The following is a 16,717-nucleotide window of genomic DNA, read 5'->3' on the forward strand; positions in this document are numbered from 1 at the left end:
GTCGGCCTGCAGCATCTTCTCGCCGATCAGCACGAACAGCAGATTGTTCAGCTGCGGCGAAACCTGAATGCTCATCGAAGGCGCTCCGATCCTTCACCGTCGGCGCCCACCGTGAGCGTGCCTCCCGTCGGCGGAGCGACCGGGCGGCGCCCCGGATGGGCAGGCGCGACGAGCGCCACCGCGGCGGCGGCGGCCGGAGGACCGGGACGGTCGGAAGACGCGTGTGCTGGGAACATGGCGGAGTGATCTTCGGCCACATCGGCGACACGCAGGCCAATGGCAATCAACGGCATGATGACGCGAGATGACTGTTCACCGACCCGTCACCCACACCTGGCCACCGGCCGGATGGCAGTACATCGCGCTTCACCCGCGACAAGATCCCCTGAGATGATGAGGGGCAGTGGCCGGCCGCTGCGATGGCCGGCGCCCGTGAGCCGAGCACGGCCTCGGTTTCGACCGCTTCGAGGGCCGCACGCGGCACGGCCGGGTCCCGGCACTGCACTTCGGCCGACGTCCTCACTCGCCCAGGAAAGTCTGGCCGCGAAGAAGGATGTCCTCCATCTCCGCGGGAAGCGTCTCGCCCAGTGCCCGCCGGACGGCTGACGCGCTTCCCCACGGCGCGTCCGACCCGAAGACGAGCCTGTCGACGAAGCCGGCTTCGCGAGCCGCGACGGCCAGCAAGGGGTCGAGGGACGACGTATCGATCCACAGGGAGCGGAAGTCCTCCCGGACGGCGTCGAGGTCGACCGCGTGGCCCAGCTTCGAGGAGAAGCCGAGACTGTGGAAGAGCTTGCCGTACGCGAGGAGCAGCGACCCTCCCATCGCGCCGGCGATCCACCGGATGCGAGGGTAACGGCGGAGGGTGCCCTTCAGGACGAGTCGTGACAGTGCGACAGCTTCCTCGGCGGGGAACCGAAGACGGGGCCCAGGAGCATCGGGTACTCGGAGACACCGAGGGCGAGGTCGTTTCTGACGCCGGGGTGGAGGTAGACGACGGCCGACCGTTCGTCGAGGGCCGACCAGAACGCGTCCAGCGAGGGGTCGTCCAGCGTGACACCGTCGGCGGAGCACCCCAGGCCGATGCCGGCGAAGCCCAGTTCGTCCAGGCACCGTACGGCCTCGGTCGCCGCCGCGTCGGTGTGGGGCAGCGGCACGGCACCGAAGGCGTGGAAGCGGGGGACCTGCGCGCACATCTGCGCGTACAGGTCGTTGGCGACGCGCGCCCCTTCCGCGGCGGCGGCCGCGTCCGGCCAGTACGGCTGAATGGCGCAGGTGCCCAGGATCTGCTGGTCGATGCCGGCTTCGTCGAGACCGGCCAGGCGGCGGGAGTGGTCCTCCTTGTGACGCAGCGGGTACGGGCGTCCGGAGAGGTGGGTGAACGCCTGGCCGAGCCGCTCGGGCAGATGGTGTGCGTGGACATCGACGATGGTTGAGGCCGTCATGCGATGCGCTCCTGGTTCAGTTGGCGGTAGGTGCTGCGGTAGAAGACGAGTGACTCGGCATCGCCGGCATCGTTCGTGGCGACGGCCCGTACCGCTTCGACGACGATCCAGTGGTCGCCTCCGTCGTGGACGGCGTCGGTGTCGCACTGGCTGACAGCGGTCGCGTCGCTCGTGGGACGTGGACCAGCCGGGCGGTGCGGCATGACGGCCCTGGCACGGCTCACCGGAACATCCCCGACAGGCTCCCGGCCTCCGTCTCGAAGCGGTGCTCGGGACGGATGCGCTCGGGCGACGCACCGGGGATCGTCTGGGCGCCGATGCGGGGCATGACCTCGTCGGCGAAGAGGCGGAAGCCGCGCCATGCTTCGGCGGCGTCGAAGTCACGTAGACGAACCGGGCGTCGATGTGGCAGATGCCGGCTTCCTCGTACGCGCGCAACTGCCGGGCGACCGTCTCGGGGCTTCCGATGACGGCGGACGCCTGGATCCACTCGGGTGCGGTGAAGGTGTTGTGGGAGATGTCGACCGGGCCGGGAACGGTGTCGTCCCACAGCTCCTTCATGGAGCGGGTGTCGTCGAGTTCGCGGCGGGTGGCCACGGAGCACGTGAAGTTCATGAAGCCGCGCAGTTGCTTCTCCGCCAGCTGCCACGCCTGCTCGTCGGTGTCGGCGATCACGATCGCCTTGGTCACACTGGAGAGGGCGAGGCACTCGTCGACGGCATCCTGGGGGTGCCCGGCGGCCTGCAGCGCGTCGCGGTACACCTTCATCCTCCGGGCCGACTCGACGAGGTTGTAGCGGCCCAGCGCCACGGGCCACGCCTGGCCGCCGGCCTTGGCGATGGTCGCGTCGGTGTTGGTGGCGAAGCCGACGACCGGATGGCCCGTGCGGTAACCGATGGGCATGATGCGCAGCGCCAGCGTGCCCTGTTCGAGATCGGTCCGCCAGGCGAGCGGCGGGTCACCGCTGTCCTTGGCGATGGCCGCGAGGGCGACGTCGAGACGTTGGAAGGCGGTCTCCTTGCGGTAGTTCTCGGGCACGCCGAACTGCGAGGAGAAGAAGGGGAGGTGCCCGGTGGACACACCGAGGAAGCACTTGCCCCGGGTGAGCAGGTCCATCAGGTTGAGGTGCTCGGCGAGCCGGATCGGGTTGTGGTAGGCGAGGTTGATCACCGTCGTCCCGAACCACGCCCGCTCGAGTTCGCGGGCGAGGATGCCGCCGATGACGAACGGGTCGCTGTACGGCTCGTAGTTGGTGAAGTGCTGCTCGCCCACGTTGACGAGGGCGAAGCCGGCCTTGTCGGCCTCGATGCCCATCTCGATGCAGAAGTCGATGAGCGGGAGGTCGTCGGCGGGTCCGCGGCCGGTGGGTCCGAGGAAGCAGGAAACGTACACGGGTGTCCCCTCCGGTCAGGCGTGGACGGGCGTGGCGGGAAGGAACTCGGGACGGATCTCGTCGGGCGAGGGACCGGGGACGGTGGTGGCGCCGACGCGCGGCATGACCTCGGTGGCGAACAGTTCGAGCGACCGGCGGTACAGCGCGGGGTCGGTCTCGGACCCGAAGGCGAACCGCACATGCATGTGCGGGATCCCGGCGTCTCCGTAGCGGGCCACCTCGCGGGCGACGGTGCCCGGTGATCCGACGACGGCGATGCGGCTCAGGTAGGCGGAGAGCGACTCGGGCATGCCCATGGCGGGAGCGAGCGGTCCGGGATCCTGCCGCGCGAACTGTTGGAGGGACATCGTGTCCTCGTCGGGCCGGCGGCTCACCCAGGGTGCCCGCAGCTGCGGCTGCGGAGCGTCCTCCGCGATGCGCCAGGCTTCCTCGTCGGTGTCGGCGACGACGACCATCTTGGTGTGGATCTCCCACTGCAGGGCACGGCTGACCGCCGCGTCGTCCGCGCCGCCTTCGGCGAGCCCCTGGCGGTAGACGCCGGTGATGTCGACGAGCGACTCCAGGGCGAACGGTCCGAAGTGGACGAACCGGCCCCTGCGGCCCGCCTCGGCGACCTTGGCCGCCGTGTTGGTGCCGATCGCGAAGAGCGGATGGCCGCGGCGGTAGGAGCGCGGCATGAGCCGGCCGGGCATCGAACCGTGCTCGTCACCGGTGTCGAACTCCAGCGGCGCGTCGCCCGGCTCGTGCGCCCACGCGCGCTCCACGACGTCGAGCTTCGCGTCGAACAACCGCTGCCGCAGGGCAGGGTCGAGGTTGCCCTTGCCCCAGGTGGAGCCCTCACGCGGGCGGCCCGCGGAGATCCCGGCGATCATCCTGCCCTTGGTGAGCTGGTCGAGCAGGTTGGCGCGCTCGGCGAAGAACAGCGGGTGGTGGATGATCAGCGGCACCACCGACAGGCCGAGGGAGGCATCGCGGAACTGCCCGTGCTGGGGCTGCTCACCTTCGTGCGGTGGGAACTGCGCCACCCGCACCCGATGCTGGACGTGCGCAAGTTCCGGCTGCGCCCCTTCAGCGGCTCCATGATCGCGGTCCTGTTCTTCTTCGGTGCCTTCGGGTCGATCTACTACTCCACCCAGTACCTGCAGTTCGTCCTCGGCTACGCGCCGCTGGAGACCGGTGTGCGGCTGCTCCCGCTGGCCGGGGCCGTGTCCGTCGGAGCGGCGGTGACCGGCCGGCTGACCCCGAAGCTGGGCATCAAGCCGATGATCGTGACCGGCCTGGTGACAGGGACGATCGGAGTCCTGCTGCTGACGCGGATCGACAAGGACTCGACGTACACCGGCTTCCTGGCGGCGCTGATCCTGCTGGGTTTCGCCATCGGCCTGAGCGTGTCCCCGGCCACCGACACCATCATGGGATCGTTCCCGGAGACCGAACTCGGCGTCGGCGGCGGTGCCAACGACACCTCGATGGAACTCGGCGGCTCCCTCGGCATCGCGCTGCTGGGCTCGCTGCTCGCCACCTCCTACCGGGACGAACTCACCGGCCTGGTCGGTGACCGGCTGCCGGCCGAGGCGATGGAGACGGCGAAGGACTCCGTCGGCGGCGGCTTCGCGGTCGTCGAAGAGCTGGCGAAAACCCCCTCCGCGGGCCCGCAGCAGGCACAGGCCCTGGCCGACGCGGTGAGCGACGCCTTCGCCCACAGCATCGCGCAGACCAGCCTGGTCGGCGGGATCATCATGGCCGCGGGTGCGGCGATCGTCCTCGCGGTCCTTCCCGGCCGCCGCGCTTCGGGGCAGCAGGCGCAGCAGCCGGAGGACATGTCGGCCCGGGAAGCGGAGCACGCCCGTTCCCTGTGACACAGCCGCATGCCCGGGCCGGTGGACAGTGTGCCCCGGGCATGCAGACGTCGGTCTCCCTGCATCTCAGGACGTGACCCGGGCACCGCAGCGAGTTGATCCGGTCCCAGTGACCTTCATGGTGTCCTTGTCCAGGTCGTCCGCCACTACGCGGGACGCCACGGCGGGCGGGGTTCCTCCGCGACCACGGCCGTCCTGGCGGCACGGCGTAGGGCGGGGCCGGTGTGTGCTCATACACCGGCCCCGCCCCTTGCATGTCAGGCCCGCGTGCGCGCCGTCATGTCCCCGAACCCGGCGATGTGCTCGGGAACCGGGCGGTAGAAACGGGAGGTGACCTCGTACGCGCCGGCCGCGCTCAGTGCCGCGAACGCGGCGGGTCAGGTGCGGACCTCGGGCGCGGAGTCGCCGGCGTCGATCACCGCTGCTGACGCGCCGCACGGGCCGCGGCCGTGAGGTGGCGGCCCGTGCGGCAGCATGTCCCGCTGCGCCGGATTCGCTGTCGCCCACTGGGGGACCGGGGGAGGCCGTGCGACAGACCGCCGGACACGGCGCATGGACGTGAAGGGCCTCGGCGCGCTCGCCCGGGACGTCCAGTAGTCCTTCCTGGGCGTCGCAGTCGCTGACCGGAGTCCTGCGGCAGGGCCACCCCGACCTGCCACGCTCGCGCCAGACACGACGCCACCGCTCCGCCGGCCGCCGGCAGGCGATTCCTCCCGACATCACTCGATCAAGTGCGGTAGCCGCCGTCATCAGGCGTAGTGCCGGTAGACGGCCTGGGCCACGCAGGCCGGCTTGCTGCTTCCCTCCACCTCGACGGTGAAGGTCAGCTGCATCTGCACCCCGTTGCCCTTGACCTCCTCGACGGAGTCGACCGCACCGTGCAGACGGATCTTCGAACCGACCGGAACGGGACTGGGAAGGCGCACCTTCTCCAAGCCGTAGTTGACGCTCATCGAGATGCCGGTGATCTCCAGGAGGTCGCCGAACAGCGGGATGATCAGGGAGAGAGTGAGGTATCCGTGGGCGATGGGTGCCGAAGGGGCCGTCCTTCGCCTTCTGCGGGTCGGTGTGGATCCACTGGTGGTCGTCGGTGGCGTCGGCGAAGGTGTTCACGCGCTCCTGCGTGATCTCCAGCCAGTCGGTACGGCCGAGGTCGCGGCCGGAGAGGGACTTGAGACCTTCGATGCCCTGAGCGGTAGTAGACATGGGTGTGCGTGCCTTCCTGGAATCGGGAGATCGTTCATGGGTGGGACGGTGTCCCGGAACGGGGCGCGTAGCTCTCCCGTACAACCGGTTTGATGATTTTTCCGGAGGCGGTCCGGGGCAGGCTGCCGGTGAGGGTGACGGTCTTCGGGATCTTGTATGTGCCTATGCGGCCTCGCAAGTACGCGAGCAGTTCCGGTCCGTCGGCGCGAGCGCCGGGTTCCAGGACGACGACCGCGTGGCCGACCTCTCCCCATACGGGGTCGGGCACCCCGATGACCGCGCATTCGCGGACGGATGGGTGACTCAGCAAGGCGTGCTCGACCTCGGTCGGATAGACGTTCTCCCCGCCGGAGACGAACATGTCCTTGACCCGGTCGACGATATAGGCGTAACCGTCGTCGTCTGTTCGCGCGATGTCGCCCGTGCGCAGCCAGCCGTCGTCGGTGAAGGCGGCGGCGGTGTCCTGGGGACGGTTCCAGTAGCCGGTCATGACGTGGGGACCGCTGACGAGGATCTCGCCGCTCTCCCCGGGCCCGGCGTCGCGTCCGTCGGGCAGACACACGCGGGTGTCGGTGAAGAAGTGCGGTACTCCGGCGGACCCGGCCTTCGCCGCCGCCTGCGTCCGGTCCAGGTAGAGCACGCCGGGGGACGCCTCGGTCATGCCGTAGCCCTGGCTGAAGGTCAGGCCGCGGGCGAGGTAGGTGTCGATGGTGTGTGCGGGCACCGGTGCGCCACCGCAGTTGATGGTGCGCAGGCTGGACAGGTCGGTGTCCGGCCACTGCGGCTGCGCGGCCATGGCGTCGTACATGGTGGGGACGGCGAACATGTACGTCACCCGCCGGCTCTGGATGGTCTCCAGTACCTGCCCGGCATCGAAGGTCTCCATCAGGACCACCCGGCCGCCCTTGAGGAGGGTGGGCAGGCAGGTCATGTTGAGCCCGGCGGTGTGGAACAGCGGGGCGACGACCAGGGTCACCTCGTCGGCGGCCAGGTCGGTGTCGACGAGGACGTTGACGCTGTTCCAGGTGAGGTTGGCGTGGGTGAGCACGGCCCCCTTGGGGCGTCCGGTGGTCCCCGAGGTGTACATGATGATGCAGGGGTCGTCGGGGGCGACGGCCTCGTCCAGTGGCGCGGTGCCGCCGCCGGCCAGCAGCTCCGTGTAGCCGAGGGCGCCGGCGCCGGCCGTGCCGAGGGTGATGCGGTGCCGGACGTTCCCTGCCGCCGAGGCAGCGGTCGCCGTGTCGGTGTGTCCGGGGGCGTGGATCAGTACGGTGCTGCCCGAGTCGGTGAGCTGGTACGCCAGTTCCGGTGCGGCCAGCCGGGTGTTGAGGGGCACGAAGACGGCGCCGAGCACACCGGCAGCGAACAGGGTTTCCAGGAACGCGGGGTGGTTGGGGCCGAGGTAGGCGACCCGGTCGCCGCGCGCCACTCCGAGGGAGCGCAGCGCGTGGGCCAGCCGTAGCACCCGCTCGTGCAGCTCTCCGTAGGTGAGCTGGGAGTCGTCGTGGACGACGGCGGCCCGCCCGGGTGTCTTGCGGGCCCGGCGGGCGGGCCAGGAACCGATGCCTTGGTTGAGCACGGCGTTCCCCCTCAGTCCTTGGTCAGGCCGAGCAGCCGGGCGGCGTTGTCCTTGAGGATCTTCGGCCGCACCTCGGGTTTGAGGTCCAGCTTCGCGAAGTCGGCGAGCCACCGGTCGGGGGTGATGACCGGGTAGTCGGAGCCGAAGAGCACCTTGTCCTTCAGCAACGAGTTGGCGTAGCGCACCAGTTGCGGCGGGAAGTACTTCGGTGACCAGCCCGACAGGTCGATGTACACGTGCGGTTTGTGGGTGGGGACCGCGAGCGCCTCGTCCTGCCAGGGGAAGGAGGGGTGGGCGAGGATGATGCGCAGCTGGGGGAAGTCCACGGCCACGTCGTCGACGAGCATGGGGTTGGCGTACTTCAGCCGGATGCCGCCGCCCCCGGGCACACCGGCGCCGATGCCGGTCTGCCCGGTGTGGAACAGCGCGGACACCCCGAGTTCCTCGATCGCCGCGTAGAGCGGGTACGCCATCGGGTCGTCGGGGGAGAACCCCTGAAGGCTGGGGTGGAACTTGAACCCGCGCACCCCGTACTGCTCCACCAGCCGCCGTGCTTCGCGTACGCCCGCCCGGCCCTTGTGCGGGTCGACGGAGGCGAAGGGGATGAGGACGTCGGCGTGTTCGGCGCAGTTCTCGGCGACTTCCTCGTTGGCGATGCGGGGGTGGCCGGTGGCGTGCTCGGCGTCCACGGTGAACACCACGGCCGCCATGCGGCGCTCCCGGTAGTACGCGGCCATCTCGTCGATGGCCGGCTGCCGGTGGCCGTGCGCCCTGAAGTACTCCTCGGAGGCACCGAACAGTTCCGGGCTGAGCGCGCCGTGGCCGCTGCGGGAGATCTCGGCGTGGGTGTGCACGTCGATGGCGGTCAGGGCGGTGACGTCGATCGCGTGGTCGCTCATCTCAGGCCTCCGGGGCCTGCGGGGCGGGGATGCCGTACGTCTCGGGCTCGGCGCCGACGCCGTCGTGCCACCGCTCGGCGATCGTGTCGGCGCTCCAGCCGCCGTCGGCGAAGGCGACCGCCTTCTCCGCCGGGTGCGCCCACAGCGCGAGGCGGTCACCGCCGATGCCGATGGCCTGGCCGGTGATGTCCTTGGAGCTGTCGGAGGCGAGAAAGGTGATGAGGGCGGCCACGTCCTCGACGGTGCCGAGGCCCTCGTCCTTGCGCAGCCAGCCGGGCAGCGGGGCGCCGGTGCGCTCGGCCTCCTCGATGACGGGCGCGAAGGCGGGGATGGTCTTGGTCATCTCGGTGGCGGCGACCGGGACGACCGCGTTGACGGTGATGTCCGCCCGGGACAGTTCCATGGCCCAGGTGCGGGCCATCGCCACGATGCTGGCCTTGGCGGCGGCGTAGTTGGTCTGGCCGAAGTTGCCGCGCTGCCCGGCCGGCGAGGAGATCAGGACGATCCGGCCGCCCTCGCCCTGCTCCCGCATCCGCACCGCGGCGGCGCGGGCGCAGGTGAACGTGCCGCGCAGATGCACCTTCACCACCGCGTCGAAGTCGTCGTCGGTCATCTTCCACAGCACCCGGTCACGCAGAATTCCGGCATTGGTGACCATGACGTCCAGCCGCCCGAACTCCCGCACCGCGGTGCCGGTCAGCAGCTCGGCGGCCGCACTGTCGCCCACGGCGGCTACCACACCGACCGCCACACCACCGGCCGAGGTGATCGCGTCAACGGCGGCATCCACCACCTCCGCGTCCACGTCGTTGACGACGACGCGGGCTCCGGCGGCGGCGAGCGCCCGGGCGTACGCCAGTCCCAGTCCGCGACCGCTTCCGGTGATGACGGCGACTTTGCCGTGCAGGTCCATGACTGTGCCTCTTCCTGTGTACGGAGATGCCGACAGGACTGCCGCCCAGCAAGGATCGACAGGAATCCTGTTGTTCGACCTTCAGTCTTCTCTTTCAACAGGATTCCTGTCAATGGATTAGGGTGATCGACACGACGTACGGGTCGGCCGGCACGGGAGGCGCGGCATGATGGACGCAGCGGAATCCGAGGATGTGGCTGAAGCGGGTCCGGGCCCTTCCCTGCTCTACCTGCTCAAGCGGACCGAGTTGGTGGTGCGCGCGCGCCTGGAGGAACTGCTCAGACCCGCCGGCGTCACCGCTCTGCAGTACACCGCGCTGACCGTGCTGGAACGCCATGACGGGGTGTCCGCCGCGCAACTGGCACGGGACTCCTTCGTCACCGCCCAGTCGATGGCCGACATGGTCCGTGCCCTGGAGAAACGTGGTCTCGTGCGGCGCGAGCCACACCCCCGCAACGGGCGGGAGAAGGTCATCCGGCTCGCCGCTGCCGGGCGCCGGCTGCTGGCCGACTACGCCGAGCCGGCCGGGCGGCTCGAGGCCCGCATGGTGGCGGAACTCCTGCCCGCCGACGTCGACCGGTTCCGGGAGTATCTGAAGAGCGCGCACCGGTCACTGTCCTGACGTGGCTGCCGCGACCGCGACGAACACCGTGCCGGGGACCGGGCGTCCGGGCCGTGACCGGTGTACGCGCAGCCGTGCACGGGCAGCTCACAGTCCGCTCCGGTGGCCGATGGGCTGTGGTGCGATGCACTGGAGGGGACCGAGGACCGGGACGGACTGTGGACCGTGGCGGCCTTCATTGTGCCCGAGCGGGAACGGCCTGTCCGCCACCGGATCGGTCCTTCCGGAGGAGGGCGGCGGCGTTGCCGCCACGGACGGCGTCGAGGACGGCCTCGGACAGCCGGTCCTGGTCGCCGACGACCATCCGAGCGTCGGCGACCGGCTCACCCGCGAGGACCTGGTCCGGCTGCCGTGGGTGACGTACCAGCGCACCTACGACGCACCGGCCGTGCGGCAGCTCGGCATGCTCGGCATCGAGCCACGTGTCGAGGTCTCCGTCGACAGTTTCCAGCTACTGCCCCTGATGATTGCCGGCACCCGTCGTATCGCCCTCATTCAGGCACGTCTGGCCCGGCTGCTGGCACCGATCGCCGCGGTGCGGCTGCTGGACCCACCGTACGAGGCGGTGCCCCTGCGGGAGGCCCTGTGGTGGCACCCCGTGCACACCCACGACGCCGCACACATCTGGCTGCGCGAGACAGCCGCCCGGGTCGGGGCGCGCCTGCCCCGGACGCACGACGGGCAGCCGCCGTGCGTGGCGCTGACACAGAACGTCAACTGATTGATTCTCACGGCACTGGTCGCTGTCCCGTCCCTGCGTAGGGTTTCAAGGAGGCGGCAGTGCGGTGTTCGCGCACTCCGTCCGTTGCCGCGCCGAGTGTTCCGGCGCGCGTACCCACGACAGAAGGAAACACAGCTATGCGCGCCCTTGTGGTCGATCACGGTGGGGCCGGGCCCGTGCGGTTCGCCGATGTCGATGAGCCCGTGCCGGCCGGCGACGAGGCGTTGGTCGAGATACGGCACATCAGTCTCAACTTCGGAGAGCTCAACTACGTGGACCAGTGGCCGGCCGGCGCGGTGCACGGTCACGACGCGTCCGGCGTCGTGGTGCGCGCCGCGTCCGACGGGGCGGGGCCGCCCGAAGGCACCCGCGTCGCCGTGGGCATGGCGCCCCACGCGTGGGCGGAGCGGGTCGCGGTCAGTCCCGCCTCGCTCGGCATCGTCCCCGCGGGGGTGGACCTGGCCGACGCGGCCGCGCTGGGAATCGCCGGAGTCACCGCACTGCGGGTGCTGCGCAAGCGTTCCCTGCTGGCGCGCGACGTCCTGGTCACCGGCGCCAGCGGGGGCGTGGGGCACTTCGCCGTCCAGTTGGCGGCGCTGGCGGGCGCCCGGGTGACGGCACTCGTCGGTTCGCCGGACCGGGCCGCCGGACTCCAGGACCTCGGCGCCGACGAGGTCCTGACCGACCTGGCCGGGACCGAGCACCGGTTCGACCTCGTCCTGGACACGGTCGGCGGGCCGCTGGTGGCCCAGGCGTTCAGCGCCCTCGCCGAGGGCGGCACCATCCACCTGGTCGGTTACTCCTCGGGGCAGGACACCACGTTCCCGGCCGGAACCTTGTTCGGCTTCGGCGCACCCCGCTCCGTCGCCACCTACGGCGACATGACGCCGACCAGCGGCGAGCTGACGGATCTGCTGGGCCTCATGGCCGCCGGGAGGCTCTCGGCACCGGTCGGACTGCGGGGCGACTGGCGGGACGTGGACGACGCCGTCCAGGCGCTGTTCGCGCGGAAGGTACCGGGAAAGGTGGTCCTCGACGTGACCTGACGCCCGGGACGAGGACAAGACATGCCGCCCGCCGGTGGGCGGTTCGCGGCGGTGGACGAGAATGGACCCATGGACGTGCTGGCGGAGGTCTTGCGTGTGTCGGGTGCGCGTGGGGCGCTCGGGGTCATGCTGAAGGCCGGCGGAACCTGGGGCCTGTGGCTGGACTCCTATCCGGGAGCGGCACTGCACGTGGTGTCCCGCGGCACGATGTGGCTGCACGTCACAGGCGAGAAACCCCTTCAGGTGCACGCTGGAGACGCCGTCCTGGTGTCGCCGGGCACCGCCCACGGGATAGCCGGCGGCGCCGCCGTGACCATGGGTTCCTGCGACCGTGCGGCGGCGGCCCGGGCCTTCGGCGACGGCCGGGCCATGCGGCTGGGCTCGGCACCGGCGGAGACGGAAGTGATCGTCCTGCACTATGAGCGGGACCCGGAGGTGAGCACACCCGTGCTCGCCTCCCTCGCCCGGCCGATGCACGTCACAGCCGGCCAGAACGCGCAGCTCAGCAGGACCGTCGAACTCCTCACCGCGGAACTCGCGCAGCCCCAGATCGGCACCACCGCCGCCATCAACAGCATCGTCGACCTGCTGCTCGTCCAGTTCGTACGCGCCTGGCTGGCCCGCCACCCGCAGGAGCAGTCCGGCTCATGGCTGGGAGCGATGCGTGATCCGGTCGTTCGCGACGCCCTGGCCCGGGTCCACGCCCAGCCGGAACACCCCTGGACCACAAAGACCCTGGCCGCCGCGACGAACGTCTCCCGGGCGACGCTGACCAGGCACTTCCGGTCCGCCCTCGGACAGACTCCGGGCGCGTACATCACGCGGTGGCGCATCGACCTGGCAGCAGTGCGGCTCCGCGACACCCATGAGCCGGTCGAGTCGATCTCGTACGCGGTCGGCTACGCCTCCGCGCACGCTTTCAACCGTGCCTTCCGGCGTGCCCGGGGCATGCCCCCGGGCGAATACCGCTCCCGGCTTCGCAAGTGATCGCAGGCAGGCGAGCACGGCAGCGGCCGGCACGCCGCGCGTTGAGATCGGCCGGCCGGCCCCGGTACGGGGCACTCCGGCAGCCCTAACAGGCACGCGTGCGGACCACCACCGCGTCCGCCCGCCGCTCGACCCGTACGTGCCAGACCCGGCCGGGGACGGCGGCGGTGCGGGCCGAGTCCCCACCGGCTGCCACCTCGATCTCCGCGGGGTGCACCTCGGCCAGCCGGGACACGTGCTCCTGGACCGCGATCCGGGCGGCCCGCTCGGGCAGCGGCAGCCCGGGCGGCAGCCGGTAGATCCGGCTGGTGGAGCCGGGGAGGAAGTCGAACCGGCGGACCGTGTCGAGCGCGAGCGTGGTGATCCCGTCGCGGGTGGTGGACAGACCGGCCGTCGCGACGTATCGGAGCCCGGTCGCGAAGGCCCGCCGGTCCGGCAGGGACACCCGGTCGATCCCCGGCAGCCGTACCAGGATCTCCACCAGCCGGAACCGGGCCACGACCCGGCCCGCCACCTGGACCTGCGCGTCGATCACCGGCAGCAGCCGCTGCCCCTGGTCGAACCCGGCGAACCGCGCCTCGACGCGCACCTCGCCCTCGGTGGGCAGCGGCTCGTACAGGTCCAGCCAGGGCAGCCGGTGCGGGTACCCGACCATGTCCCGGGTCAGGTCCGGGATCCAGCGCCACAGCGACTGGGACGGGACGGCGTGCAGGAAGCCGTCGAGCAGGCCCTGCCCGAGTTCGCCGAACGGCGCGGTGACCAGCCCGGCGTCGAGCACCGCGCTGGCACCGGCGGGCCCGATCGACAGCGAGGTGAGGCAGCGCAGCGCCGGCCCGTGGAACAGTTCCCCGGATCGGTACGGGTCCGGCTGCGGCAGCCCGTCGGCCACCGGCGGCAGCGGCTCGGGAGGCGGCCCCGGGTCCCCGGTCGACGCGGTGGCCTCGGCGACCGTGTCGTACCGGGAGCCCGCGCCGGCCTCCTGCCGGACGGACAGCCGGACCGCGGTGCCGCCCTCGGGCGCGGGCCCGGCGTCGGTACGGATCCGGACCGGTCCGGGCAGCGCCAGCCAGCGGTGCAGCCGTACCTCGCGCAGCGCGGTGACGGGCCGTCCGGTGAGCCGGGACGCGGCGGTGGCGAGCTGGTCCACCGTGCTCATCATCGGCACCGCCGGCACCGCGTGGTTGGGGCGGTGGTCGTCCAGCCAGGTGTCGACGGCCGGGTCCAGGGCGAGTTCGCGGACCGCCGGGTCGCCGTCGACCACCCGGACCCCGATCGACGGCAGGTGGTAGACCCGCCGGCCGTCGACCCAGAGCCAGGCCTCGGCCCGTACGTACCGGCCGCGCGCGTCGGTCCCGTACGCGGTGATCTCTGCCTCGAAGGTCACCAGCGCGTCGGCGGGCACCACCTGCCCCCGGTACAGCCAGCGCACCTCCTGCCCGACGGCCACGGACTCGAACCGGGGGTCGGTCATCCCGGCCCCGGCGTCGCGTTCGGCCAGGTACCACTGGAGCAGTTGGACCACGCCCTCGAGGCCGAGCGAGCCGGGCTGCACCGGGTCGGTGAAGAAGTGCGCGCGGAAGTACCAGTCCCCGGCGTCGACCGCCCGTTCGGCCCGCAGCCGGCCCAGGCCGGCCGCGCCCGCCCCGGGCCAGTACCCGGTGATCCGGTCCAGCATGAGCAGCATCGGTCCGGGCAGCCGCAGCGCGCCGCGGCCGTGCCGCCCGGTCAGGCCGCGCAGCTCCACCACCCGGTCGCAGGGGGCGGCCAGCCGGGCGCGTTCGGCATCGGTGGGCGGCAGCCCCGGCTGGTGGCCGAACGACGCCGCCGGGAAGTACCCGAAGACCGTGGACAGTTCCATGACCGGTGCCCGGCCGCCGTCCCCGTCGACCGCCTCGCAGCCGACCTCGAAGGAGACGAGGGTGACGCCGTCGAACTCCGACAGGGACCGCAGCTCGACCCTGGTCCGCAGCGCCCGGGTCCCGGCCGGGACCTCCCGCAGCACGGTGCCGGTCCCCTGGAGGTTGCGGAAGAGCAGCTCGGGGGCGTTAGCCGGCTTGGGCACCAGCAGGCTCGCGGCCATCCCGCACGGTTGCAGGACCACCTCGCCGAGTACCGCGAACGGCATCACCGGGGCGCCGTTCTGCTCGAAGTACCAGACCTGTTCCGGTACGTCGTACTCGACGACCAGCCAGGACCCCGGCTCGGGCCGGTCCGGTTCGAGGCCGGCGGCGACGACGCGGGTGACGAACAGGTACGGCGGTCCGGGCAGCCGCGCGCAGCGCCTGCCGTCGTCGTACGGGGCGCCGCGGACGCCGAACGCGGTGCTGGGCCGGCCCCAGGCGGCGGCCAGCATCCGCGAGCGGTCGAGGGCCGCCCCGGCGACGGTGACCGCCCGCGGGTCGGGGCCCGTGTCCCGCAGACCGCCCAGCGCGGGGAGCGGAACCGGGTCGCCGCTGGTCTGGACGGCCGGTGGGCCCAGCTGCCGCCAGTGCTCCAGCGGCCAGTCCGGGACCAGCCGCAGCCCCATTCCGGCGACATGGAACGCCGGCAGCCCGTCCACCGTGCACAGTACGTCGGCGCGCAGGGTGGGCCGCGGACCCGCGGAGAGTGCGCTGACGAACACCTCGTAGCGGATGCGCCGGCTGCGCGGGGTGACCTGTCCCCGGCAGCGCAACCGGTAGGGCTCGCCGGGTACCGGTTCGAACCGCCAGCCGTCCCGGTCGAGGGTGAAGCCCAGCGCGGTCAGGTAGAACGCCATCGCCTGGAGGCAGCCCTCGAACATCAGGGTGCCCGGCATGCAGGGATCGTGGTGGAAGTGGCCGTCGAAGAACCAGTCGTCGGGCCGGACCGCGGTCTCCGCGCGCAGGTGGCCGCGGCCCCACGGGCCCCCAGTGGGGTCGAGCTCTGTCACCTCGTCCAGCAGCCGCAGCCGGCCCGCGCCCGGAACCGGGGTCCGCACATGGGCGCGGGTGGTGTCCCAGCCGGGGCCGAAGCACTCCGCGGGCCGGCCGGCGGCGAGGGCGCGTACCGCGTCGGGGCCGAAGGAGGCGGCGGGCGGTGCGACGGCCGGCGGGTCGGCCGTTCCCTCCGGCGGTGCTCCCGGGGACCAGCGCACACCGTCGGAGCCGGCGAGTTCCGCGTCGGTGAAGAAGCCGGCCTGCCCCTCGCGCACCGACAGCCGCAGCTCGTCGCCGACGTAGCAGTCGTTGCGGAAGAAGAACAGCCGTACTCCCTCGTGTGCGGCGTGGCCCTCGACATGGATCTCGTACCGCAGGGTCTCCCCGGCGGCCGGCGGCGGCCCGTGGTAGGTGACCTCGCAGCCCAGCAGCCGGTAGACCCGGTCGCCGTGGTCGAGCAGGTCCACCCCGAGCCGGCTGATCAGCAGCAGGTCGGCCTGGCCGGCCTCGACGCACAGACCGGCGGGCATCCGGCCGGCCGGGTCCAGGTACCAGGCGTCCGCAGGCACGTCGGTCTCGGTGTGGACCGTGCCGGTGGACATCGACCCGGGCTCCGCGTCGAGCCGGGTGACCCGGTCCACCAGAAGCATCGGGGGACGCGGCAGCCGGGTCTGCCGATGCTTGCCGTCCTGCGCGCGGAACGCGGGACCGAACACGTCGGAGATCCGCCCGTGCGCCAGGTACTCCAGGGTGGCGCGGTCGAGCGGCAGCGCGAGCGGACGGGGCTGTGCGGGACCCGACTCCGGGGGCGGCGGGAGGGGCGCGGCCGGTGTCAGGGGCGGGTGCGGTGCGGCCACCGACTGCGGCACGGTGTAACCGGTCGCCCCGGTGGTCACCGCGCCGGCCACCAGGCGCCGGGTGCGCAGGAACTCCGCGTGGGTCCCGGACTGCCGCTCCAGGTAGTCCTGCTGGGCGGCGGCGAGCCGGGCGTGCTGGGCGGCGGCCAGGGCCACCCACGGGGGGACGGACCCGGCCGCCGTACCCGGCAGGGCGGCGGTCCGTGTCCCGGTGCCGGTGGCCGCTGTCCCGGCGCGGGTGGCCGCCGTGTCCGGGGGCGCGGGCGCCGGGCCGCCCGCCACCCCCCCCGCCG

The 16,717-nt window shown here is 71.9% G+C and carries 9 protein-coding genes and 4 pseudogenes; 5 read left to right on the top strand and 8 right to left on the bottom strand.

The features are described from left to right. Window positions 1-519: 519 nt before the first annotated feature. From ACTT8P_RS35110 to ACTT8P_RS35120, 3 genes are read right to left on the bottom strand one after another with little or no spacing between them, the layout of a single operon-like run. Entirely contained in the window at window positions 520-825 is a 306-nt protein-coding gene (locus ACTT8P_RS35110; RefSeq protein WP_442835851.1) for a hypothetical protein, read from the bottom strand. Window positions 826-872: 47 nt separating this feature from the next. Then, the gene (locus ACTT8P_RS35115) at window positions 873-2,837 is read right to left on the bottom strand and encodes an LLM class flavin-dependent oxidoreductase (RefSeq protein ID WP_442835852.1); all 1,965 of its coding nucleotides are present in this window, start codon (window positions 2,835-2,837) and stop codon (window positions 873-875) included. Window positions 2,838-2,852: 15 nt separating this feature from the next. Next, window positions 2,853-3,869 (bottom strand): LLM class flavin-dependent oxidoreductase, encoded by a 1,017-nt coding sequence (locus ACTT8P_RS35120; protein WP_442835853.1) that lies wholly within the window; start codon window positions 3,867-3,869, stop codon window positions 2,853-2,855. Between ACTT8P_RS35120 and ACTT8P_RS35125 the strand changes: the two are divergent. Beyond that, window positions 3,828-4,697, top strand: a pseudogene (locus ACTT8P_RS35125) (MFS transporter); the annotation flags it as partial. The gene ACTT8P_RS35120 and the pseudogene ACTT8P_RS35125 sit on opposite strands and share 42 nt — an antisense overlap. Window positions 4,698-5,446: 749 nt before the next feature. Here ACTT8P_RS35125 and ACTT8P_RS35130 read toward each other — a convergent pair. From ACTT8P_RS35130 to ACTT8P_RS35145, 4 genes and pseudogenes are all read right to left on the bottom strand, one after another. Further along, window positions 5,447-5,903, bottom strand: a pseudogene (locus tag ACTT8P_RS35130) (MaoC family dehydratase). Window positions 5,904-5,937: 34 nt separating this feature from the next. Next, window positions 5,938-7,482 (bottom strand): acyl-CoA synthetase, encoded by a 1,545-nt coding sequence (locus ACTT8P_RS35135; protein WP_442835854.1) that lies wholly within the window; start codon window positions 7,480-7,482, stop codon window positions 5,938-5,940. A gap of 11 nt (window positions 7,483-7,493) precedes the next feature. Next, window positions 7,494-8,381 carry an amidohydrolase family protein gene (locus ACTT8P_RS35140; RefSeq protein WP_442835855.1) on the bottom strand — a complete coding sequence of 296 codons (888 nt, stop codon included), beginning with the start codon at window positions 8,379-8,381 and terminating at the stop codon, window positions 7,494-7,496. Between the two features lies 1 nt (window position 8,382). Continuing rightward, window positions 8,383-9,294 carry an SDR family oxidoreductase gene (locus tag ACTT8P_RS35145; protein WP_442835856.1) on the bottom strand — a complete coding sequence of 304 codons (912 nt, stop codon included), beginning with the start codon at window positions 9,292-9,294 and terminating at the stop codon, window positions 8,383-8,385. Between the two features lie 169 nt (window positions 9,295-9,463). On the opposite strand from ACTT8P_RS35145, the gene ACTT8P_RS35150 reads away from it, so the two are divergent. From ACTT8P_RS35150 to ACTT8P_RS35165, 4 genes and pseudogenes are all read left to right on the top strand, one after another. Further along, entirely contained in the window at window positions 9,464-9,916 is a 453-nt protein-coding gene (locus tag ACTT8P_RS35150) for a MarR family winged helix-turn-helix transcriptional regulator (protein ID WP_442835859.1), read from the top strand. A 286-nt stretch (window positions 9,917-10,202) separates the two neighbouring features. Continuing rightward, window positions 10,203-10,637 (top strand): annotated as a pseudogene (locus tag ACTT8P_RS35155) (LysR substrate-binding domain-containing protein); the annotation flags it as partial. 137 nt (window positions 10,638-10,774) lie between these two features. Next, entirely contained in the window at window positions 10,775-11,683 is a 909-nt protein-coding gene (locus ACTT8P_RS35160) for a zinc-binding dehydrogenase (protein WP_442835857.1), read from the top strand. 69 nt (window positions 11,684-11,752) lie between these two features. Continuing rightward, a complete protein-coding gene (locus ACTT8P_RS35165) occupies window positions 11,753-12,670 on the top strand; it encodes a cupin domain-containing protein (protein WP_442835858.1) in 918 nt (305 codons plus the stop codon). Between the two features lie 85 nt (window positions 12,671-12,755). On the opposite strand, the pseudogene ACTT8P_RS35170 reads toward ACTT8P_RS35165, so the two are convergent. Further along, window positions 12,756-16,717 (bottom strand): annotated as a pseudogene (locus ACTT8P_RS35170) (hypothetical protein); the annotation flags it as partial.

Source organism: Streptomyces sp. JW3, from assembly GCF_052216785.1.
In the GTDB taxonomy this organism is placed as follows: domain Bacteria; phylum Actinomycetota; class Actinomycetes; order Streptomycetales; family Streptomycetaceae; genus Streptomyces.

Bases quoted from the DNA above. Each gene is read 5' to 3' on its own strand.
- ACTT8P_RS35160 (WP_442835857.1), top strand. From the start codon at position 10,775: ATGCGCGCCCTTGTGGTCGATCACGGTGGGGCCGGGCCCGTGCGGTTC.
- ACTT8P_RS35150 (WP_442835859.1), top strand. From the start codon at position 9,464: ATGGACGCAGCGGAATCCGAGGATGTGGCTGAAGCGGGTCCGGGCCCT.
- ACTT8P_RS35110 (WP_442835851.1), bottom strand. From the start codon at position 825: ATGGGAGGGTCGCTGCTCCTCGCGTACGGCAAGCTCTTCCACAGTCTC.
- ACTT8P_RS35145 (WP_442835856.1), bottom strand. From the start codon at position 9,294: ATGGACCTGCACGGCAAAGTCGCCGTCATCACCGGAAGCGGTCGCGGA.
- ACTT8P_RS35165 (WP_442835858.1), top strand. From the start codon at position 11,753: ATGGACGTGCTGGCGGAGGTCTTGCGTGTGTCGGGTGCGCGTGGGGCG.
- ACTT8P_RS35140 (WP_442835855.1), bottom strand. From the start codon at position 8,381: ATGAGCGACCACGCGATCGACGTCACCGCCCTGACCGCCATCGACGTG.